The sequence below is a fragment of the Ruegeria sp. BHSC029 genome, assembly GCF_059613085.1.
In genome coordinates, this window is the sequence record NZ_JBXWRU010000005.1 from 276257 (window position 1) to 298515 (window position 22259).

Sequence of the window (22259 nt, forward strand, 5' to 3'; positions counted from 1 at the left end):
CGGCGCCCTGCCCGGCATCCCAACCGCCATTCCAACCGGCCTGAAATCCAAGGCCAGACATGACAGCCAAAACGGAGCCTGGACATGACCCAGTCCGAACCGGAAAAGAAAAAACCGATCTGGCGCCGGTATTTCCTGTGGGGAATGCCCGTGGCCGGCATCGCCGCGGCCTTTGTCGCCGGCATCATCTTCTGGGGCGGGTTCAACACCGCCATGGAAGCCACCAACACCGAGAAATTCTGTGTCTCGTGCCATGAGATGCGCGACTATATCTACACCGAGTACAAGGGAACGATCCATGACGTGAACCGCTCGGGCGTGGGCGCGGTCTGTTCGGACTGCCACGTGCCCAAGGACTGGACGCACAAGATCATCCGCAAGATCAAAGCCTCGAGAGAGCTGTACGGCAAGATGGTTGGCTCGATCAGCACGCCCGAGAAATTCGAGGCCAAGCGCATCCATCTGGCCATGAACGAATGGCAGCGGATGAAAAAGACCGACTCGCGCGAGTGCCGCAACTGCCACGATTTCGAGTCGATGATGCCCGAGTTCCAGAAGCCACGCGCGCGGCAGCAGCACCTGAACGCGATGGAGGTGGGCCAAACCTGCATCGACTGCCACAAGGGTATCGCACACTCGAACATCCGTGACCGCGCACCCGAAGATTTCCTGGAAGAGCTCGAAGCCCCGAACCCGGCCTTCGCCCGTCCGATCCCGCCGGAATACCTGGCCAGCCTGGAGCGGATCGAAGCCAAGGAGGCCGCCGAGGCCGAAGCCGAGAAAGCCGCCCGCAAAGCCCAGCAGGAGGCGGTGCAAGCGCAGATCGCTGCAGCGGTCGACACCGCCTTGGCCGAGGAACGCGCCAAGGCCGATGGCACAGCAACCGACGCCGCGGCCTCGGGCGGCAGCGACGTTGGTGGCAACATCGACTGGAACGCCGTGGCCAGCACCGATCTGAAACTGTTCTATCCGGGACAGGCTTCGTTCGAATGGGTGCAGAACGGCAAGACCCACGGTGGCGCACGCCCTCTGACCAAGGGTGGCGACCAGTGCTCGACCTGCCACGCCAAGGAGCTGGACGCGATCGGCAACAAGATCGTCGCTGGCGGTGATCTCGAACCGACCCCCATCCCCGGCAAGCGCGGGGTGATCGACGCTACGGTTCAGGCCGCGCATGACGACGAAATCCTGTATATCCGGCTGCAATGGGCGGATGCGGGCCACAATCCCGCGCCCTTCGTCGACGGCGGTAAGATGGACCCGGACAACCCGATCAAGGTCGCAATGATGATCACCGGCACCGGGATCGAGCTGGGCGAACAGGTGGGGTGCTGGGCCTCGTGCCACGCCGACAACACCTATATGCCCTTTGCGCCCGATGCCGAAACCATCGCCGCCAACCCGGACGTGGCCGCACGCCTGACGGCCAAGGACACCGTCACCAAGTACATCAGCGAAAGCCGCACCGAGGTCGAAGTCAAAGGCCGGCGCGGCAAGCCGCTAGGCGGCTGGGACAAGCTGCAGGCCGAAGAGCAGATCGCGCAATACCTGCAGGACGGCACATTCCTTGACCTGATGCGCGTCTATGCCGACGGCAGCGCCACCAATGGCTATCTGCTGGAACAGCGCGCGGTCAACGATGGCGAGATCTCGGCCTCGGCCAGCCTGTCGGGCGGCATGTGGACGGTGGTGTTCTCGCGGCCGCTGAACTCGGGCGCACCGGGCGACGTGCCGCTGGAGCCGGGCAAGACCTACACGGTGGGCTTTGCCATCCACGATGACCACTCGGCCGCACGGTTCCACCACGTCACGCTGAACACCAGCCTCGCGCTGGATGACGACAGCGCCGACATCAACGTGGTCAAACAGTAACGAAAAGGGGCCGGCGATACGGCCCCTTTTCCACGGCCGAGGAGACACGCGACCATGACGACCAAGCCCCTTCTGACCGCAGTCCTGACCCTGGCGATGGTTCTGCCAGCCCTAGCCGATGAAGCCGACCAGATCTGCGCCGAGGCCGAGGAAAGCTATGTCGAACTCTTCGGCGATCCTTCCGACGCCGTGCTGGATGCCGAGGTGGTGCTGATGTACAAGTACCACTTCTGCCCGGCCCAGATCACGGTCAAGCCCGGCACCACGGTGCGCTGGGTCAACGTGGACAAGCGCACCAGCCATTCGGTGCTTTTGGAGGACGGCAGCCGGCCCGAATCCGACCGCATCTTCCCCGAGGAATCGGTCGAGATGACGTTCCTTGAACCCGGCCCGCAGAACTATCTGTGCGGCCCGCATTGGGAAACGCAGAACATGGTCGGCATGGTCACCGTCGAGCCCTGAACGCAGGCAGACATACAGGCAAACTAAAGGAGCGCGGGCGCAAATCCCGCGCTCCTTAACTTATGTCAAGGAGGCCTCTTTGCGAATGCGCCAGTCTGCGGCCATGACACGCCCGGCCATCCCAGCAACGTCCCGATCCGCCGCTCTGTCCGCGCTCGGAACCTACCGGAACACCCGGGTCCCGATGACATTCAGACCAAGCGAGATTGCACCATGAGCGGTAAGGTTTTTCTGATCGGCGCCGGACCCGGAGACCCCGAATTGATGACCCTGCGCGCCTTGCGTATGCTGCGCGAGGCGGATGTGGTGGTCTACGACCGTCTGGTCTCGGAGGAGATCCTGGCCATGCACGCCCCCGGTGCGCAGCTGATCCCCGTGGGCAAGGCGCCCAAATGCCATACCGTGCCGCAGGACCGGATCAACCAGATCCTGCTGGAACAGGCCCTCGCGGGCCACAGGGTTGCCCGCCTCAAGGGGGGCGATCCGATGATCTTTGGCCGCGGCTCGGAAGAGGCGGCGTTTCTGATGGACCATGGCATTGCCGTGGAATACGCGCCCGGGATAACCGCGGCGCAGGGGGCGAGCTGTTCGACCGGCGTGCCGCTGACCCATCGCGGGTTGGCCACATCGGTGCAATATGTCACCGGCCATCGTCAGGCCGACAAGGTGTTGGACCTCGACTGGAAGCGCCTGGCGGACCCTGACACCACCTTGGTCATCTACATGGGCGTCGCAAATATCGGCCAGATCGCCATGGGCCTGATGACCGAGAACCTGCCGGGATCGACCACCGTCCTGGCCGTCGGCAAGGCGACCACCCCGGACGAGCGCCGCCTTGTCTCGCGTCTGGACCGTGTCGCCGCCGACGTGCGCGCGGCCGGTCTGGCCGCCCCCACCCTGTTCATCATCGGCAAGGTCGTATCGCTCTATGCCGAACGGCCGGTTGCCGAATTGCTGGAGCACGCTCATGGCTAGGACTCTGCCCATTGAACCGGCCCGCCAGGACTGGCCCGGGCGCGCGGTGCTGACCGCCGCCGTGCTGGTGGCCACCTCGGCCTTTGCCGCCGACACGCTGGACCCCAACGCGTTGAAACGTCTGGTGCATCAGGATTGCGGGTCCTGCCACGGCCTGACCCTGAAAGGCGGGCTGGGCCCCGATCTGCGGGCGGGAAACCTGCAGCACTATGACCCCGAAATCCTGACCGGCGTAATCCTGGACGGCATCCCCGACACGGCCATGCCGCCGTGGCGGCCCCTCATCAGCGAGGAAGAGGCCGAATGGATCGCCCGTTATCTGCTGAAACCGGAGGCCCAATGAAACAGTTTGTCCTTGGCCTCGCGGCCTCGCTGCTGATGACCGCAGCCCATGCCGACCCCACCGCCACCGGAGACCTGGGGCTGGTGATCGAACGGGGCACCGGCTCGGTCCTGCTGGTCGATCAGTCCGACCGCGCCGCACTGGCCCGGATCGAAGGACTGGGCGATCTGTCCCATGCCTCGCTGGTCTATTCGCCCGACGAACGCTTTGCCTATGTGTTCGGGCGCGACGGAGGGCTGACCAAGGTCGATATCGTGACCCGTCAGATCGCCAAGCGCGTCGTGCAAGCCGGGAACGCCATCGGCGGGGCGATCTCTGACGACGGCAAGCTGGTGGCGGTGTCGAATTATGAACCCGGCGGGGTGCGCGTCTTTGACGCCGACACGCTGGATCTGGTGGCCGACATCCCTACCGGCAGCAAGACCATCGGCCTGGTCGATGCACCGGGCCGCCGTTTCGTGTTCACCATGTGGGATACGGGCGAGACCTGGATCGCCGATTTCGCGCGCGGCACCGACCCTCAGATCACCAAGATCACCGACATGGGTAAAAATCCTTATGACGCACTGATCACCGCCAATGGCCGCACCTACATCACCGGCCTGTTCGGGCAGGACGGGCTGACCGCTCTGGATTTGTGGGACGACACGCCCGAACCGATCCGGGTGCTGCCCGGTTATGGGCGCGGCCAACAAGAGATGCCCGTCTACAAGATGCCCCATCTGGAAGGCTGGGCGCATACGGGCGCCGAATTCGTATTGCCGGCCGTCGGCCATCACCAGGTGCTCTGGGTCGATGCCGATAAACTCACGGAAACCGGGCGCACCCAGACTTATGGCCAGCCCGTCTTTGCCATGGCGCGGCCCGACGGCCGGCAGGTCTGGGTGAATTTCGCCCACCCGATGAACGACACGATCCAAGTGATCGACACGGTCAGCAAACAGGTCATCCACGAGTTCAAACCCGGCCCGGCGGTGCTGCACATGGAGTTCACCCCGCGTGGGCACGAGGTCTGGATCAGCGTGCGCGATGCCAACAAGATCATGGTCTATGACACCCACAGCTTTGAAAAGCTGCGGGAAATCCCGGCCGACAGCCCCTCGGGCATCTTCTTCACCGCGCGTGCGCACAGAACGGGGCTGTAAGCGATGTGCCATATCACCGACCCGATCGACCGAAGGCTGCTGGATGACTGGCAGCGCGATTTTCCCGTCACCGACCGGCCGTTCCAAGTGCTGGCCGCGGCGCTGGGGCTGGATGAGGCCGAAGTGATCGACCGCCTGGACCGCATGCGCGCCGCCGGGCGCATCACCCGTGTCGGCGCGACGGTCGCGCCCGGCGTGGCCTCGGCCAGCACCCTGGCCGCCGTCGCCGCGCCCGAGGAGAAGGTGGAACAGATCGCCGCCCTGATCGACGCCGAACCGGGCGTGAACCACAATTACCAGCGCGAGGATGACTGGAACCTGTGGTTCGTGGCCACCGGCCCCGACCGGGCGCATGTGGATGCCACACTGGCCCGGATCAGCGACCGCACCGGGCTGCGCGTGCTGGATCTGCGTCTGGTCCGCCCGTTCAACGTCGATCTGGGTTTTCGCATGTCCGATTGTTCGCGCCGCGTGCCTCGGCCGCGTACGGTCGACCGGAGCGTTCTGCGGCAAGGCGACCGCGACATCCTGCAGGCGCTCAGCGCGGGGCTGCCGCTGATGGCCGACCCCTACGCGGCGCTGGCCCAATCCCTGAACCGGGCCCCCGAAGACGTGATGGACCGTATCCGGGGGTTGCACAAAGCAGGCGTCATCTCACGCCTTGGGGTCATCGTGCGGCATCGGGCGTTGGGGTGGTCGGCCAACGCCATGGTCGTGTGGGACCTGCCCGCCGACCGGATCGACCACGCGGGCCCCGCACTGGCCGCGCATCCCGGCGTGACCCTGTGCTATGAACGCCAGCCGGTCGAGGGCGTATGGCCCTATCGGCTCTACTCCATGATCCACGCCCGGTCGCGCTCCGAGGCGCGGGGTATCCTGGCCGGCGCCGCCGCCCTGCCCGAACTGGCGGGCGCCGCGCACAAGGTTCTGTTCTCGACCCGGTGCTTCAAACAGACCGGCGCATTGATCAAACCGAAAGAGGCCGCCGCATGACCCCGCTGGACGACACCGACCGCCGCCTGCTGAACCGCCTGCAGGAGGACCTGCCGCTGACCCCCCGCCCCTATGCCGACGTGGCGGCCGAACTGGGGATCACCGAACAGGACCTACTGGACCGGCTGGCGCGGATGAAGGCCGACCGGGTCATCACCCGGTTCGGCCCGTTCTTCGACGCCGCCGCCATGGGAGGGGATTTCTGCCTGTGCGCCATGGCTGTGCCCGAGGCCGAGTTTGAAACCGTCCTGACCAAAATCAATGCGCACCCCGAGGTGGCGCATAATTATGAACGCACGCACCGGCTGAACATGTGGTTCGTTCTGGCGACCGAAACGCCCGAGGCGATCACCGCCACGGCCGACGCGATCGAACGCAAGACGGGACTCACGGTTCACCGGTTCCCGAAACTGCAGGAATTTTTCATCGGCTTCCGGGTGGCAGCATGATCGACGCAACCGACAGACGGATCATCGAGGCTCTCCAAGGCGGGCTGCCCCTGGTGCCCGCGCCCTATGCGCAGGTCGCCGACGATCTGGGGATCGAGGAAGCCGCCCTGCTGGATCGGCTGGCCACGTTGAAGGCGCGCGGGGTGATCCGGCGGATCGCCGCAGCCCCCGACCACTACAAGCTGGGCATGACATCGAACGGCATGACGGTCTGGGACGTGCAGGACGACCTGATCGGCGAACTCGGCGCGCAAATCGGAGCGCTACCCTTTGTCACCCATTGCTACGAACGGCCCCGCGCTCTGCCCGACTGGCCCTACAACCTGTTCGCCATGGTTCACGGCAGCTCGCCCGATGAGGTCGAACAGAAACGCGGCCAGATCGCCGCAATCCTTGGATCGGCCTGCCGGGGCAGCGACATCCTCTATTCCACGCGCATCCTGAAGAAAACCGGGCTGCGCCTGAAAGCGAAAGGCTGAGACCAATGTTCCGCCTGACCGAATACATGCAGCAGCTTGTCAACCCGACGCCGGTGCGCAAACGCCGCCCCGGACCGGTGAAGCCGGTGGTGATCTGGAACCTGACCCGGCGCTGCAACCTGAAATGCCGCCATTGCTACACCGTGTCTGCGGATGTGGCCTTCCCGGGCGAGCTCAGCCACGAGCAAGCCATGGTCACCCTTGAGGATCTGGGCCAATTTCGCGTCCCGGCCCTGATCCTCTCGGGCGGGGAGCCATTGGACCGGTTCGATTTTTTCGACATCGCCCGGCGCGCGCGCCAGCTGGTGCCGATGCTGGCCCTGTCGACCAACGGCACGCGGATCCACGACGAAACGGCCGACATGATCGCCGACGTGGGCTTCAACTATGTCGGCATCTCGCTCGACGGGATCGGGGCCACGAATGACTGGTTTCGCGGGGTCGAGGGCGCCTTTGATGACGCCCTGCGCGGCGTGCGCGAATGCAAGAAACGCGGCATCAAGGTGGGCCTGCGGTTCTGCCTGACCGAAGGCACCCAGCACCACCTTCCCGACCTGCTGAAACTGTGCGACGACGAGGGGGTGGACAAGTTCTATCTCTCGCATCTGGTCTATGCCGGGCGCGGCGACAAGAACCGGGGCGAGGACGCGGAACATCAGCGCACCCGGCAGGGGCTCGACCTGTTGCTGAACCGCGCATGGGAGGCCGCCTCGGGCGGACGCCCGCTGGACATCGTGACCGGCAACAACGACGCGGATGCCGGGTATTTCCTGAACTGGGCCGCCGCCCGGTTCGACGCCGATACCGTCGCGCATGTGCGCGAACATCTGGCCCATTGGGGCGGCAATTCCAGCGGTCTGGGCGTGGCCAATATCGACAATCTGGGCCGCGTCCATCCCGATACCTACTGGTCGGACTACACGGTCGGCAACGTCAAGCTCACTCCGTTCTCCGAGCTGTGGTCCGGCGATGACCCGATGCTGGCCCTGCTGCGCACGCGGCCGCGCCCGTTGAAGGGGCGGTGCGGCACCTGCCGGTTGCAGGATGTCTGCGGCGGCAATACCCGCATCCGGGCCCTGCAACTGACCGGCGATCCGTGGGCCGAAGACCCGGCCTGCTACCTGACCAATGACGAAATCGGCGTGGACGGCGCGGGCGAGCGCCTGCAGGTCACGCCTTTCCGGGGGAAAAGCCATGATCCGGCGCATCAGTTCTTTTAAGGCACTCAAATTCGGTACTTTGTGCTCGGTGTTGCTAGCTGGAACGGCTTGGGCGGATGCTCAATCAGATTACGCCGAGCATTGCGCCAGTTGCCATGGCGAGGCCCGGCTGGGCGGCGTCGGTCCGGCGCTGATCCCCGAAACGCTCAAACGCATGCGCGGCCCCCGCGTAGCCGCCGTCATCGCCGAGGGGCGTCCGGCCACCCAAATGCCCGCCTTCGCACACGAACTCGACGCGCTGCAGATCGAGGAACTGGCGGGCTGGCTGAAATCTCCGCTGGAGGTGGACCCCGAATGGGATGCCGAACAGATCATGGCCAGCCGTACTCTGGATGCCGATTACGCACCGGTCGATGCGCCGGTTTGGGACAGCGACCCGATGAACATCACGCTGGTGGTGGAAACCGGCGATCACCATGTCAGCGTTCTGGACGGCGACACCTTCGAGGTTCTGGACCGGTTCGAGACCCCCTTTGCCGTGCATGGCGGCCCCAAGTTCAGCCCCGACGGGCGCTATGTATTCATCATGTCGCGCGATGGCTGGGTGCAGAAATACGACATCTGGGCGTTGAAACAGGTGGGCCGCATCCGCGCCGGCCTGAACAGCCGCAACATCGCCATGTCGGGCGACGGCAAGTGGCTGGCCGTTGCGAACTATCTGCCCAACAGCCTGACCCTGCTGTCGACCGAGGATCTGTCGGTGGCCAGGGTGGTCGAGGTCAAGGGCAAGAAGGGCAAGCCCAGCCGGGTCTCGGCGGTGTACCAGGCCCCGCCGCGCGAAAGCTTCGTGCTGGCGCTCAAGGACGTGCCCGAGATCTGGGAAGTGTTCTATGGCGACAACCCGCCGCAATTCGGGCTGGGCCATGATTTCCGGATCGAGGGGCAGTTCAAGAACCCCGACCCCTTCCCCGTGCGCAAGATCACCACGCCCGACTATCTGGACGATTTCTTTTTCGACCAGAGCTATGAATACGTCATGGGCGCGTCGCGCGATGGCAAGGGCGGTCAGGTGATCGACCTTGTGATCGGGCAGAAAGTGGCGGATCTGGACCTGCCCGGCATGCCGCATCTGGGCTCGGGCATCACCTGGGAACGGAACGGCACCACGGTGATGGCCACGCCGCACCTGACCGAAGCCACCATCTCGGTCATCGACATGGGCACCTGGGAAACGATCAGGCGGATCGAGACCGAAGGCCCGGGCTTTTTCATGCGCAGCCACGAGAACTCGCCCTATGTCTGGGCCGACGTGTTTTTCGGCCCCAACAAGGATGCGATGCATGTGATTGACAAGCAGAGCCTCGAGATCGTCAAAACCCTGCGGCCCGCGCCCGGCAAGACCGTGGCGCATGTGGAATTCACCCGCGACGGCGCCCATGCGCTGGTGTCGATCTGGGAGGATGACGGCGCGGTGATCGTCTATGACGCGCAGACGCTCGAGGAAATCAAACGCCTGCCGATGCGCAAACCTTCGGGGAAATACAATGTCTGGAACAAGATCACCTTCTCGGAAGGCACCAGCCACTGACGGGCGCTGGCCGGTCTGGAAACTGGCCATTCTGTTGTATCCGGCGACGGCGCTGACCGTCGCCATCAACCTGTTTCTGGCCGGGTTGATCGCCCATGCGCTGGGGTTCGGCGCAGTTACACCGGTGGCCGCGCTGATCTGGTGTGTGCCCCTTGGGGTTCCGGCCAGCTGGCTGGCGGGGCGCTGGGTGCGGCGGCTGATGGATGAGGCCGACGGCTGATCCCGAGCGAACTGCCCAGGGCCGAAGTGCCATTTTTTTGACCACCTGATCGAAGTCAAGTCGTGCCGCCTGCCAATCCCTTACGACTCGGGCAACATCAAATTCGAGTCGGAGTCTCCATGCCCGCCGCCCGCCAAAACCACAGCCTCCCGGTCCGCGCGACACGCGTGGCCGCCGGGCTGGCGGGCATCTTTCTTTTGATGTTGCAGGTGCTTGGGCCAGCGCTGGCGAGTCCCGGCCAGGGCACCTGGATGGAGATCTGCTCGGAGGCAGGAGCGGTCTGGGTCCAGGTGGACCTGGAAGACGACACCGGCGACCCGACCGCGCCCTGCCCGAAATGCGCCGATTGCGCCCTGTGCGCGATTACGGCGGCGGCACCGGCCCCGGACCTGCCGCAGGTGCAACAGCCCGGGTTTGTACAAATCCCACGGTGTGCGTTCACTGATCTGTTGGATCTGTACAACTTCGAACGGCTGTGGCCCGAAACCCGCGGCCCCCCGGCCGCGCCCGAAATCAGAACCGAACGCGCGTCGCGCGCGTCCATGGCGTCAACCCGAGTTGAAGGAGGTGCGCCGTGGTCGTGACCCGCGCTGCCCATTTCCTTGTTGCCCTTGTTCTGTTTTGCCTGCTGGCGCTTGGCGCGCGGGCCGACAGTCTGGCCAGCTTCCTGCCCGAGATCGAACCCGCCGAACTGGCGCCCGGTGCCGATGCCATCGGTCCGGTGCGTGACGACGTGCCGGTGGCCCCGGTGCTGAAGGGCGGTGAAACCGTCGCCTGGGCCTTTCTCACATCCGATTTCGTGGGCACCACCGGCTATTCCGGCAAGCCCATTCACGTCGTCGCCGCCATCGACGGTGATGCGGTGCTGACCGGCGTCAAGCTGGTCAAACATTCCGAACCCATCGTTCTGATCGGCATTCCCAACGCGCGCATGGTCGAGCTGACCGAAGGCTATGCCGGGCTGGACCTCAAGCGCGAGGTCGAGACCGGCGGTGAGGGGCATGATCTGGACATCATCTCGGGTGCGACGGTGACGGTGATGGTCATCGACGACAGCGTCGTGCGCGCCGGGATCAAGGTGGCCCGTGCCATGGGTCTGGGTGGGCTGTCCGAGGTTCAGGCGGACGGACCCAAGCGCGAAGTCGACGTGGCCAAGGCCGACACCCATGACTGGGCCACGCTCTCGGGCGACGGCTCGATCCGGCGGCTGACGCTGGACGTGGGTCAGGTCAACGCCGCCTTCGAGGCCACCGGCGACCAGCGCGCGATCAAACGCCCCGAGAAGGGCAACCCCGAGGACACCTTCATCGACATGCATGTGGCGCTGGTCTCGGTGCCTTCGATCGGCAAGTCGCTGCTGGGCGAGGCCGAGTACCAGAACCTGGTCAATTGGCTGGACGAGGGCGAACACGCCATCCTGGTGCTGGGCCGTGGCAAGTACAGCTTCAAGGGCTCGGGCTATGTGCGTGGCGGGATCTTCGACCGGATCCAGCTGATCCAGGGCGACAATTCGGTGCGGTTCTTCGACCGTCAGCACCGTCGCCTGGGCACGGTGGCCGCCGAGGACGCGCCCAGCTTTACCGAGCTGGACATCTTCAAGATCCCTGCCGATGCCGAGTTCGACCCGACCGAGCCATTCCGCCTGCAACTGCTGGTGCAGCGGGCCATCGGCGCGGTGGAAAAGACCTTCCTGACCTTCGATCTGGGCTACAAGCTGCCCGAACAGTACCTGTTGCCGGTCGCGCCCGCGCCCAAGGTCGTGGACGATGCCACCGGCGAGGCCGCAGCCAAATCGGCCCTGTGGCAGCGCATCTGGAAGGACCGCCAGGTCGAGATCGCCGTGCTGGGCGCCATGCTGCTGGTGCTGACGATCACCTTCTTCTTCCAGTTCCACGCCACGATGAACGCACGGGTCTTCTACTGGTTCCGCATCGGGTTCCTGACGATGACGCTGTTCTTCATCGGCTGGTACGCCAATGCGCAGCTGAGCGTGGTGAACATCATGGCGCTGGCCGGCAGCCTGCGCAGCGGTTTCACCTGGGATGCCTTCCTGCTGGACCCACTGGTGTTCATCCAATGGTTCGCCGTGGCCGCCGCGCTGCTGTTCTGGGGGCGCGGGGCCTATTGCGGCTGGCTGTGCCCCTTCGGCGCCCTGCAAGAGCTGACAAACAAGATCGCCCGCGCGCTGAAAGTCCCGCAATGGACCCTGCCCTGGGGCCTGAACGAGCGCCTGTGGCCGATCAAGTACATGATCTTCCTGGCGCTGTTCGGCCTGAGCATCGTGTCGATCCCGCTGGCCGAGAAATACGCCGAAATCGAGCCGTTCAAGACCGCGATCATCCTGAAATTCATGCGCGACTGGCCCTTCGTAGTCTTTGCAGTGGGTCTGCTGATGATCGGTCTGTTCATCGAACGGTTCTATTGCCGCTACCTGTGCCCGCTGGGCGCGGCGCTGGCGATCCCCGCCCGTATCCGCATGTTCGACTGGCTACGCCGCTACAAGGATTGCGGCAACCCCTGTCAGACCTGCGCCAACGAATGCCCCGTTCAGGCCATCCACCCCACCGGTGAGATCAACCCGAACGAGTGCGTCACCTGCCTGCATTGTCAGGTGCTCTACCAGTCCGAGAGCAAATGTCCCGTCGTCATCCGCCAGCTGAAACGGCGGGCCAAGACCGGGTCGGTCAAACTCAAGACCCCCCTCGGACAACCACCGGCGAACCATCCGAACGCCAAACCGCAAACCGTTTCCTAAAAGGAGGAACGATCATGTCGGATCATGACACCAAACTGAACATCACCCGCCGCGGGTTGCTGGGGGCCTCGGCCACCGGGGCCGTGCTGGCCGGAACAGGGCTGGGCGTCGGCGGCACGCTGATGACCGCCAAGCAGGCCAGCGCCGCCGCCAAGGTCGAACTGGCCCCCGGCGAGCTGGACGAATATTACGGCTTCTGGTCCTCGGGCCAGACCGGCGAGCTGCGCATCATGGGCTTCCCGTCCATGCGCGAGCTGATGCGGGTACCGGTGTTCAACCGCTGCTCGGCCACCGGTTGGGGCCAGACTAACGAGTCGCTGAAGATCCTGACCGAGGGCCTGCTGCCGGAAACCAAGGAGTTCCTGGCCAAGCGCGGCATGAAAACCTATGACAACGGCGACCTGCACCACCCGCACATGTCGTTCACCGACGGCACCTATGACGGCCGCTATCTGTTCATGAACGACAAGGCCAACACCCGCGTGGCCCGCGTGCGCTGCGACGTGATGAAATGCGACAAGATCATCGAGATCCCCAACGCCAAGGCGATCCACGGTCTGCGCCCGCAGAAATTCCCGCGCACCGGCTATGTCTTTGCCAATGGCGAGGACGAAACCCCGCTGATCAACGACGGCAGCGTGCTGGACGATCCGTCGCAATACGTCAACATCTTCACCGCCATCGACGGTGACACGATGGAGATTGCCTGGCAGGTGATGGTGTCGGGCAACCTCGACAACACCGATTGCGACTATCAGGGCAAATACGCCTTTTCGACCTCGTACAACTCGGAAATGGGCATGAACCTGGCCGAGATGACCGAGAGCGAGATGGACCACGTCGTTGTCTTCAACCTCAAGGAAATCGAGGCCGGCATCGCCGCGGGCGACTATCAGGAGATCAAGGGCGTCAAGGTTCTGGACGGCCGCAAGGGGTCGAACAAGAAATACACCCGCTACATCCCGATCCCGAACTCGCCGCACGGCATCAACACCGCGCCCGACGGCAAACACGTCTGCATCAACGGCAAGCTGTCGCCGACCGTGTCGATCATGGACGTGACCAAGCTGGACGCGCTGTTCGAAAACGACGCCGATCCGCGCTCGTGCATCGTGGGCGAGCCGCAGCTGGGCCTTGGCCCGCTTCACACCGCCTATGACGGTCAGGGCAACGCCTTCACCACGCTGTTCCTGGACAGCCAGATCGTCAAATGGAACATCGACAAGGCCATCCGCGCCTACAATGGCGAGGACGTGGACCCGATCATCTCGAAGGTCGACGTGCACTATCAGCCAGGCCACAACTCGACCTCGATGGGTGAAACCAAAGACGCGGACGGCAAGTGGCTGATCTCGATGAACAAGTTCTCGAAAGACCGGTTCCTGAACACCGGTCCGCTCAAGCCCGAGAACGAGCAGGTGATCGACATCTCGACCGACGAGATGAAGGTTGTTCATGACGGCCCGACCTTCGCCGAGCCGCATGACTCGATCATCGTGCGGCGCGACATCGTGAACCCGGTCAACGTCTGGGACCGCAACGACCCGACCTGGGAAGATGCGCGCAAACAGGCCGAGGCCGATGGCGTCGATCTGGAGGAAGGCGCCGAAGAGCCCATCCGCGACGGCAACAAGGTGCGGGTCTACATGGTCTCGCAGGCCCCGACCTTCAGCCTCGAGAAGTTCACCGTCAAACAGGGCGACGAGGTCACGATCTACGTCACCAACCTGGATGACGTGGACGATGTGACCCACGGCTTCTGCCTGGGCAACTACGGCATCGCCTTCGAGGTCGCGCCGCAGGCCACCGCCTCGATCACCTTCACCGCCGACCGTCCGGGCGTGCACTGGTTCTATTGCCAGTGGTTCTGCCACGCGCTGCACATGGAAATGCGCGGCCGGATGCTGGTCGAACCGCAAGGAGCCTGACCCATGCGCTGGCCCCTGCTCATCCCGCTTCTGCTCGGCTCGCCGCTTTGGGCGGCGGACTGGGACGTGCCCAACCGGGCGGGGGCCATCACCGAGACACTGGCGCAGGCGGCGGATGGAGACACCCTCCGCCTGAGCCCCGGCGTCTATGCCGAACGCCTGGTTCTGGACCGGCCCGTCACCATCGACGGACAGGGCCAGGCCACCATCGACGGTCAGGGCACCGGTAGCGTCATCACCGTGACCGGGCCCGGCGTCACTCTGCGCGGCCTGACCGTGATCGGGTCGGGATCGGACCATGGTGAGATCGACAGCGGCATCCAGCTGACCAAGACGGCCCGCGCCGCCGTGGTGGAAAACAACGTGCTGCTGGGCAATCTCTACGGCATCGACATCCACGGCGCCGATGACAGCATCGTGCGCGGCAACCGGGTCGAGGGCCGGCAGGACCGCCGGATGAACGACCGCGGCAACGGGGTCTATGTCTGGAACGCGCCCGGCGCGGTGGTCGAAGCCAATGACATTCGCTTTGGCCGCGACGGGATCTTCGTGAACTCGTCGAAGAAGAACACCTTCACCGGCAACAGTTTCCGCGACCTGCGCTTTGCCGTGCACTACATGTATGCCGACGATTCCGTCGTCAGCGACAATGTCTCGATCGGCAACGATCTGGGCTATGCGGTGATGTTTACCTCGAATGTGCAGGTGATCAACAATGTCTCGGTCGGCGACCGCGAACACGGGGTCATGTTGAACTATGCCAATGACAGCGTGATCTCGGGCAACGTGGTGAAAGGCGCCAAGGAGAAGTGCACCTTTCTGTACAATTCCAACAAGAACGAATTCACCGACAACTGGTTCGAAGGCTGCGGCATCGGGATCCACTTCACCGCCGGCAGCGAACGCAACCGGATCGTCGGCAACGCCTTTGTCGGCAACCGGACACAGGTGAAATACGTCTCGACCAAATGGGTCGAGTGGTCAGAAGACGGCCGCGGCAACTACTGGTCCGATTTTGCCGCCTATGACGTGAACGGCGACGGCATCGCCGACGCCCCCTATCGCCCCAACGATAGCATGGACCATGTGCTGTGGACCCAACCCGCAGCCAAGCTGCTGCTCGGCTCGCCCGCCGTGCAGCTGGTGCGCTGGTCGCAATCGGCCTTTCCGGCGCTGCTGCCGGGCGGCGTGATCGACAGCCACCCCTTGATGCAAGCCCCTCAACCCCCAGCCATGAAAAAGGTGCCTCATGACGGATAAGGCCCTGACCATCGAAACGGTCTGCAAGGATCGCGGCAAGACCCGCGTTCTGAGCGATATCTCCCTGACGCTCGAGCCCGGACAGCGCGTGGCGCTGCTGGGCCACAACGGCGCCGGAAAATCCACCCTGATCAAGTCGATCCTGGGCCTGACGCCCATCCAGGCCGGCACGATCCGCATCGGCACCGCCGCCCCCGGCAGCGCGCAGGCGCGTCGCGATACGGCCTATCTGCCCGAGGCGGTCTCGTTCCACCCGGCCCTGACCGGGCGCGAGCAGCTGACCCTGTTCGCCAAGCTGTCAGGCACCCGCGCCGACGTGCCCGCCCTGCTGGACCGTGTCGGGCTGGGCGACGCGATGGACCGCCGGATCGGCGCCTATTCCAAGGGGATGCGGCAGCGGTTGGGCCTTGCGCAGGTGTTGCTGGGCCAGCCGAAACTGGCGCTGCTGGACGAACCTACCTCGGGGTTGGACCCGATCTCGCGCCAGGACCTGTACGCCATCATCGACGAGCTGGCCGCGCAGGGCACCGCGGTGCTGATCGCCAGCCATGCCCTGACCGAGGTCGAGGCCCGCACCGACCGCATCGCCATCATGCGCAAGGGTCGGATGGTGGCCGATGACACGCTGGCCAACCTGTCGGCGCTGGCCGGGTTGCCGATCCGGCTGAAGCTGCGCGCCCGCGCCAATGCCGACGCGCTGGCCGCCGAACTGGGCGGCAACCGGGTCAACGGCGCCTCGGTCGAATTGCTGTGTTCGCCCGCCGACAAGATGCAGGCCCTGCGCCGCATCGCCGCCATGGGAGATGCCGTGGCCGACGTAGAAATGACCCCGCCCAAGCTGGAAGACCTCTATCGCCACTATGCTCAGGAGGCGCTGCAATGACCCGTTTCCTTGCCATCACCCGCACCGAGATGCTGATCCTGCGCCGCAACCGCTGGCTGCTGGTGGCGACGCTGATCATGGTTCTCTTCGCGCTGGCCCTGACCTTTGCCGGCAGCGCGCCCACCGGCACGCTGGGGGTCGACATGCTGACGGTGTCGGTCGCCTCGATGACCACGCTGTCGGTGTATCTGGCGCCGCTCTTGGCGCTGATGATTTCCTTTGACGCCATCGCCGGCGATGTGGACAGGGGCAGCCTGTCGCTGCTGCTGTCCTATCCGGCGGGGCGCGGAGAAATTCTGCTGGGCAAATTCACCGCCCACCTAGCGGCGCTGGCCTTTGCCATGACGGTCGGTTTCGGCACCGCCGGGGCGGTCGCCGCGTGGTTCGGCGGCGCGGGCGCGGACAGTCTGTTCGCGCTTGGCCGGCTGATCGTCACCTCGATCCTGCTGGGCGCCGTGTTTCTGGCGCTGGGATACCTGCTGTCCGCCCTGGCGAGGGGCGCAACGGCGGCGGCAGGTCTGTCGGCCGGGCTCTGGCTGGTCTTCGTCGTCCTCTATGATCTTGGGCTGTTGGGAGCCGTCGTCATGGACAAGGGCGGCGTCTTCACCCAATCCGTCTTTCCCTGGGTGATGGTGGCCAACCCGGCCGACGCTTTCCGTCTGTGGAACATCGCCGCGACCGAGGGTGTGGCCATGGCGTCCGGCATGACCGGCGCGGCGCAGGCCCTGCCCGTCTGGGCGGCGCCCGCCTCGCTGCTGATCTGGCCGGTGCTGGGCTTTGCCCTGGCCCGGCTGGCGTTCCGGAGGGTCGAGCCATGACACGCCTTGCCCTGATCGCGCTTATCTCGCTGGCGGCCTGCAAGGAAGAACAGGCCGCCGCCCCACCGGATCCGGTCGATCTGACCGAAACCGCGCTCAGCTATTTCTGCCAGATGAACGTGGCCGAACACGGCGGGCCCAAGGGGCAGATCCATCTGGAGGGCTATCCCGCGCCGCTGTTCTTCGCGCAGGTGCGCGACATGGTGGCCTATCTCAAAAGCCCCGAGCGGGATGCCGAGATCACCGCGGTCTATGTCAGCGACATGGGCGCGGCCCCCAGCTGGCACGAGCCCGGCATATCGAACTGGATCGCCGCCGATCAGGCCACCTTCGTGGTGGGCGCCGGCGTGGCCGGCGGCATGGGCGCGCCCGAGATCGTGCCCTTTGCCACGCCGGACGCCGCGGCGCGGTTCATCGAAACCTATGGCGGCACCGCCCTGCCCCTGACCGATATTCCCGACGATGCGGCGCTTGGCCCCGTCGATCTGACCCAATCCCTGGAGACACCCGCATGACCCGCCTGTCCCGACGCCGTTTCTTGACCATCTCGGCCGCCTGCGCCGCCTTGCCGACCGTGGTGCGCGCCGCACCGGTGGCCCGCTGGCGCGGCACCGCGCTGGGAGCACCCGCCAGCCTGCAGCTGGTCGGGCTAAGCGACGCGCAGGCCGCGCCGATCATCTCCGCGCTCGAGGCCGAACTGGACCGTCTGGAGAACATCTTCAGCCTGTACCGCCCGGATTCGCAGTTGAGCCGCCTGAACCGTGACGGCACCCTGCCCGCCCCGGCCCCTGAACTGCTGCAGGTGCTGACCCAAAGCGCCGCCCTGCATGACGCGACCGGCGGTGCCTTCGACCCGACCGTTCAGCCGCTGTGGATGGCGCTGGCCACCGGCGCGCCGGATGCCCAAGTGGCGCAAGCCCGGGCGCTGGTCGGCTGGCAGGGGGTTTCGGTTTCGGCCGAAGCGATCCGCCTGCCCCATCCGGGCCGCTCGGCGCTGACGCTGAACGGGATCGCTCAGGGCGCCGTGACCGACCGCATCGCGGCGCTGTTGCGGGCGCAGGGGCTGACCGATGTGCTGGTCGACATGGGCGAGATTGCCGCCATCGGCAACCGCGCCGACGGGTCGGACTGGCGCGTCGGCCTGGCCGGCCCCGAGGGCATGACCCGGCGCATCGAACTGCGCGACCGGGCGGTGGCAACCTCGGCCCCTGATGCGACGCAACTGGCCGGGCGCCATGGCCACATTCTGGGCCCGCAGGGTCAGCCGGTCCGGCATCGGGCGGTTTCGGTCTCGGCCCCTGACGCGGCGCTGGCCGACGGGCTTTCGACCGCGCTGTGCCTGCTGCCCGCCGACCGGATCGCGCCGGTTCTGCAACGCTTCCCCGAGGCCCGGCTCGAGATGCTGATCTGACCGGAATGACCGTCCCGGAACTCTGCCGTTGAAATTTGTCGCGCGATAAGAAAAGGTAAAACAGCGACAAATTCAGAGCGGCGCGGGCCTGGCCCCACGCCAGAGGCAAGGCATGGCACCCAGAAAAATCCGGAACATGGAGGAGTTTGCGGCGGTCAGCGGGATCTCGCGCCCGACGGTATCGAAATATTTCAACGATCCCGACAGCGTCCGACGGTCGACCCGCGAACGGATCGAGCAGGCGCTGGAGCGGTTCGACTATCGCCCCAACATCTTTGCCATGAACCAGAACCGCAAGCTGACCAAGAATGTCGGCATCGTGGTGCCCTATCTGGCCGACCCGTTCTTTGCCGAGATCGCCCGCAACATCGAAGAAAAATGCATCGAGGCCGGGTTCCGCCCGACGCTCTACAGCGCCTATGGCGACCCCGCGCAGGAGGCCGAGATCCTCGACAGCCTGCGCGCGCTGAAACCGGCGGGCGTGCTGCTGGCGCCGCTGGGGCGCGATTCCGACCGGTCGTTCATCGAGAAATTCTGCAAGGACATCCCCACCATCCTGTTCGACAGCAACCTGGAAGGCATGGGCGCGGCCTTTGTCGGTTCCGACAACGCGAGCTTCATCGAACAGACCGTCGATTACCTGTGCCGCAGCGGCGAACCACCCGCGTTCTTTGAAATGCGGCACCCTGCCAACCCCAACGCCAACAAACGCCGCATCGCCTACATCAAAAAAATGGAGAGCCTGGGCTTTGAGCCGCAGGTGATCAAGGTCGACGGTCGCGGCTGGGGGTTCGAGGAAATCGGCCGTCAGGGCGCGTTCAAGCTGTTGGAACAGCCCAGCCTGCCCTCGCGCACCATTCTTTGCAGCAATGACCGGCTGGCCATCGGGTTTCTGTCAGCCTGCTATGAAAAGGGCCTGCGGGTTGGATTGGGCGAGGATTGCGACCTGCGCGTCGCCTCGCATGACGACCATCCGTTCTCCAAGTTCACCTGCCCGTCGCTGACCACCGCGGCGCACGACTACAACGCCGTATCGAATCGGACCGTGGAAACGTTGATCGAACTGGTCGAATCCGGTGGGCGGCTGAGCGCCCGCACCGAAACCCTGTTTCCCGCACGTCTGATACTGCGGAGTTCGGCCTGATTTTCGACACCTTTTTTACGCGCGTAAAATTTTAGTTGACGCGCGCCAAATAATTCGTGATGCTTTCCTCCAGGTAATTCGACACCAGGGAGGAAAGAATGTACCTGAAATCCGTTCTATGGGCGGCAAGCGCAGCGGCTTTGACCGCCGGCGCCGCAACTGCAGAGACGATCACGATCGCCACCGTAAACAACGGCGACATGATCCGAATGCAGAAATACACCGACAAGTTCACCGAAGCGACCGGCCACGAGGTGGAATGGGTCACTCTGGAAGAGAACGTATTGCGCCAGCGTGTGACCACCGACATCTCGACCAAGGGCGGCCAGTTCGACATCATGACCATCGGCATGTACGAAACGCCGATCTGGGGCGCGAACGGCTGGCTTGTGCCGCTGGACGGAATGTCCGCGGAATATGACGTGGACGACATCCTACCCGCCATGCGCGGCGGCCTCAGCCACGACGGCACGCTGTATGCGGCGCCGTTCTATGGCGAAAGCTCGATGATCATGTACCGCACCGACCTTATGGAGAAGGCCGGTCTGGAGATGCCCGAGGCGCCGACCTGGCAGTTCATCCGCGAAGCGGCGGCTGCGATGACGGACCGCGACAACGACATCAACGGCATCTGCCTGCGCGGCAAGGCCGGTTGGGGTGAGGGCGGCGCCTTCATCACCGTGACTGCGAACTCGTTCGGCGCGCGCTGGTTCGACGAAGACTGGAAACCCCAGTTCGATCAGCCCGAGTGGAAAGAGGCGCTGACCTTCTTCGTAGACATGATGAACGAATCCGGCCCCGCCGGGTATGCCACCAACGGCTTCAACGAAAACCTGTCGCTGTTCCAGCAGGGCAAATGCGGCATGTGGATCGACGCCACCGTTGCCGCATCTTTCGTGACCAACCCCGACGACTCGACTGTCGCCGATCAGGTTGGATTTGCTCTGGCGCCGAACTCGGAAGGCGTTGACAAGCGCGCCAACTGGCTGTGGGCCTGGGCCCTGGCCATTCCGGCCGGCACCCAGAAAGAGGACGCCGCCAAGCAGTTCATCGAATGGGCCACTTCGAAGGAATACATCGAACTGGTCGCCGAGAACGAGGGCTGGGCCAACGTTCCGCCGGGTGCGCGCACCTCGCTGTACGAGAACCCCGACTACAAGGACATCCCCTTCGCGCAGATGACGCTGAAGTCGATCCTTGCGGCCGATCCGGAAAACTGCTGCGTCAAGCCGACGCCGTATACCGGGATCCAGTTCGTCGCCATCCCCGAATTCGCGGGCATCGCCACCCAGGTGAGCCAGGAATTCTCGGCGGTCTATGCCGGACAGCAGTCAGTTGACGAAGCTCTGGCCAAGGCACAGGCCTTTACGGCCGAAGAAATGGAAGCCGCAGGGTACTGAGGCCTCCTCCCGGCGGGTGGGCAGATTTCTGTCCCCCGCTCTCCCCCTTCCACAACCCGTGTTAGTCTCGCAGGCAAGAAGCCGCCTGAACAGAGAGGTCTTGCGTCATGGCAACTCAACACTCCCGATCCGTCGCACGCCTGATGATGGCGCCCGCCGTGGTCCTGCTGCTGGGCTGGATGCTGGTTCCGCTGACGATGACCCTGTATTTTTCCTTCAAGAAATACCTGCCGCTGCGCGGCGGTGACCTGGGTTGGGTCGGGTTCGACAACTACGTCCGGTTCGTGACCTCGAGTTCCTTCTGGCCCGCCGTTCAGGCGACGCTGGTGATCGTCGGCGGTGTGCTGGCCATCACCGTGGTGCTGGGCATCCTGCTGGCGCTGCTGCTGGATCAGCCGATGTGGGGCCAGGGCGTCGTGCGCATTCTGGTGATCGCCCCGTTCTTCGTGATGCCCACCGTTTCGGCGCTGGTTTGGAAGAACATGTTCATGGACCCGGTCAACGGCCTGTTCGCCCACCTGTGGCGGTTCTTCGGGGCCGAGCCGATCTCGTGGCTGTCCGAGGCGTCGATGCCGTCGATCGTGATGATCGTGTCCTGGCAGTGGCTGCCCTTTGCCACCCTGATCCTGCTGACCGCGATCCAGTCGCTGGACAGCGAACAGCTGGAGGCCGCCGAAATGGATGGCGCGCCACCGCTGAAACGCTTCTTTTTCATCATTCTGCCGCATCTGAGCCGCGCGATCACGATCGTCATCCTGATCCAGACGATCTTCCTGCTGTCGATCTTCGCCGAGATCTTCGTGACCACCGGCGGCGCCTTCGGCACCCGCACCCTGACCTATCTGATCTACCAGCGCGTGCTGGAAAGCCAGAATGTCGGGCTGGGCTCGGCCGGCGGAGTCTATGCCATCATCCTTGCCAACATCGTCGCCATCTTCCTGATGCGCATCGTCGGCAAAAACCTGGACGCGTGA

General features: G+C 64.7%; 22 protein-coding genes. All 22 read left to right on the forward strand.

Annotated features, from left to right (window positions below):
- Positions 1-84: 84 nt before the first annotated feature.
- The 22 genes from AC2FML_RS14265 (at position 85) to AC2FML_RS14370 (ending at position 22259) form a co-directional block, all read left to right on the forward strand.
- Positions 85-1872, forward strand: a complete 1788-nt coding sequence (locus tag AC2FML_RS14265) for a NapC/NirT family cytochrome c (protein ID WP_496783690.1) — start codon at positions 85-87, stop codon at positions 1870-1872.
- A 54-nt stretch (positions 1873-1926) separates the two neighbouring features.
- Positions 1927-2334, forward strand: a complete 408-nt coding sequence (locus tag AC2FML_RS14270; protein ID WP_496783691.1) for a cupredoxin domain-containing protein — start codon at positions 1927-1929, stop codon at positions 2332-2334.
- Between the two features lie 213 nt (positions 2335-2547).
- Positions 2548-3309, forward strand: coding sequence for a uroporphyrinogen-III C-methyltransferase (cobA, locus tag AC2FML_RS14275; protein ID WP_496783692.1), 762 nt, complete (start codon positions 2548-2550; stop codon positions 3307-3309).
- Entirely contained in the window at positions 3302-3652 is a 351-nt protein-coding gene (locus AC2FML_RS14280) for a c-type cytochrome (RefSeq protein ID WP_174822313.1), read from the forward strand. The genes cobA and AC2FML_RS14280 overlap by 8 nt, the downstream gene beginning before the upstream one ends.
- On the forward strand, positions 3649-4797 hold the full coding sequence (locus AC2FML_RS14285; protein ID WP_496783693.1) for a cytochrome D1 domain-containing protein: 1149 nt from the start codon (positions 3649-3651) through the stop codon (positions 4795-4797). The genes AC2FML_RS14280 and AC2FML_RS14285 overlap by 4 nt, the downstream gene beginning before the upstream one ends.
- A gap of 3 nt (positions 4798-4800) precedes the next feature.
- The gene (gene ahbB, locus AC2FML_RS14290; protein ID WP_170359688.1) at positions 4801-5790 is read left to right on the forward strand and encodes a siroheme decarboxylase subunit beta; all 990 of its coding nucleotides are present in this window, start codon (positions 4801-4803) and stop codon (positions 5788-5790) included.
- Entirely contained in the window at positions 5787-6239 is a 453-nt protein-coding gene (locus AC2FML_RS14295) for an Lrp/AsnC family transcriptional regulator (RefSeq protein ID WP_170359686.1), read from the forward strand. The genes ahbB (AC2FML_RS14290) and AC2FML_RS14295 overlap by 4 nt, the downstream gene beginning before the upstream one ends.
- Positions 6236-6718 (forward strand): siroheme decarboxylase subunit beta, encoded by a 483-nt coding sequence (gene ahbB, locus AC2FML_RS14300; protein WP_496783694.1) that lies wholly within the window; start codon positions 6236-6238, stop codon positions 6716-6718. Before AC2FML_RS14295 ends, ahbB (AC2FML_RS14300) begins: the two co-directional genes overlap by 4 nt.
- Before the next feature lie 5 nt (positions 6719-6723).
- On the forward strand, positions 6724-7938 hold the full coding sequence (nirJ, locus tag AC2FML_RS14305) for a heme d1 biosynthesis radical SAM protein NirJ (protein ID WP_170457573.1): 1215 nt from the start codon (positions 6724-6726) through the stop codon (positions 7936-7938).
- Positions 7913-9466: a cytochrome D1 domain-containing protein gene (locus AC2FML_RS14310; protein ID WP_496783695.1), complete on the forward strand. Its 1554-nt coding sequence runs from the start codon at positions 7913-7915 to the stop codon at positions 9464-9466. The genes nirJ and AC2FML_RS14310 overlap by 26 nt, the downstream gene beginning before the upstream one ends.
- A complete protein-coding gene (locus AC2FML_RS14315; protein WP_093963201.1) occupies positions 9423-9686 on the forward strand; it encodes a hypothetical protein in 264 nt (87 codons plus the stop codon). The genes AC2FML_RS14310 and AC2FML_RS14315 overlap by 44 nt, the downstream gene beginning before the upstream one ends.
- Positions 9687-9805: 119 nt before the next feature.
- Positions 9806-10270 carry a DUF2946 family protein gene (locus tag AC2FML_RS14320; protein ID WP_496783696.1) on the forward strand — a complete coding sequence of 155 codons (465 nt, stop codon included), beginning with the start codon at positions 9806-9808 and terminating at the stop codon, positions 10268-10270.
- Positions 10261-12441, forward strand: a complete 2181-nt coding sequence (locus tag AC2FML_RS14325) for a 4Fe-4S binding protein (protein WP_496783697.1) — start codon at positions 10261-10263, stop codon at positions 12439-12441. Before AC2FML_RS14320 ends, AC2FML_RS14325 begins: the two co-directional genes overlap by 10 nt.
- Before the next feature lie 14 nt (positions 12442-12455).
- The gene (gene nosZ, locus AC2FML_RS14330) at positions 12456-14369 is read left to right on the forward strand and encodes a TAT-dependent nitrous-oxide reductase (protein WP_496783698.1); all 1914 of its coding nucleotides are present in this window, start codon (positions 12456-12458) and stop codon (positions 14367-14369) included.
- Positions 14370-14372: 3 nt separating this feature from the next.
- Positions 14373-15629: a nitrous oxide reductase family maturation protein NosD gene (locus tag AC2FML_RS14335; protein WP_496783699.1), complete on the forward strand. Its 1257-nt coding sequence runs from the start codon at positions 14373-14375 to the stop codon at positions 15627-15629.
- On the forward strand, positions 15619-16512 hold the full coding sequence (locus tag AC2FML_RS14340; protein ID WP_170461627.1) for an ABC transporter ATP-binding protein: 894 nt from the start codon (positions 15619-15621) through the stop codon (positions 16510-16512). The genes AC2FML_RS14335 and AC2FML_RS14340 overlap by 11 nt, the downstream gene beginning before the upstream one ends.
- Complete coding sequence (locus AC2FML_RS14345; protein ID WP_170435895.1) at positions 16509-17330, forward strand: ABC transporter permease; 822 nt, start codon at positions 16509-16511, stop codon at positions 17328-17330. Before AC2FML_RS14340 ends, AC2FML_RS14345 begins: the two co-directional genes overlap by 4 nt.
- On the forward strand, positions 17327-17845 hold the full coding sequence (locus AC2FML_RS14350; RefSeq protein ID WP_170435893.1) for a nitrous oxide reductase accessory protein NosL: 519 nt from the start codon (positions 17327-17329) through the stop codon (positions 17843-17845). Before AC2FML_RS14345 ends, AC2FML_RS14350 begins: the two co-directional genes overlap by 4 nt.
- Positions 17842-18741 (forward strand): FAD:protein FMN transferase, encoded by a 900-nt coding sequence (locus AC2FML_RS14355; protein ID WP_170444823.1) that lies wholly within the window; start codon positions 17842-17844, stop codon positions 18739-18741. The genes AC2FML_RS14350 and AC2FML_RS14355 overlap by 4 nt, the downstream gene beginning before the upstream one ends.
- A gap of 112 nt (positions 18742-18853) precedes the next feature.
- Positions 18854-19885, forward strand: coding sequence for a LacI family DNA-binding transcriptional regulator (locus AC2FML_RS14360; protein WP_170444821.1), 1032 nt, complete (start codon positions 18854-18856; stop codon positions 19883-19885).
- A 98-nt stretch (positions 19886-19983) separates the two neighbouring features.
- A complete protein-coding gene (locus tag AC2FML_RS14365) occupies positions 19984-21285 on the forward strand; it encodes an ABC transporter substrate-binding protein (protein ID WP_170341744.1) in 1302 nt (433 codons plus the stop codon).
- Between the two features lie 107 nt (positions 21286-21392).
- Positions 21393-22259 (forward strand): carbohydrate ABC transporter permease, encoded by an 867-nt coding sequence (locus tag AC2FML_RS14370; protein WP_149775359.1) that lies wholly within the window; start codon positions 21393-21395, stop codon positions 22257-22259.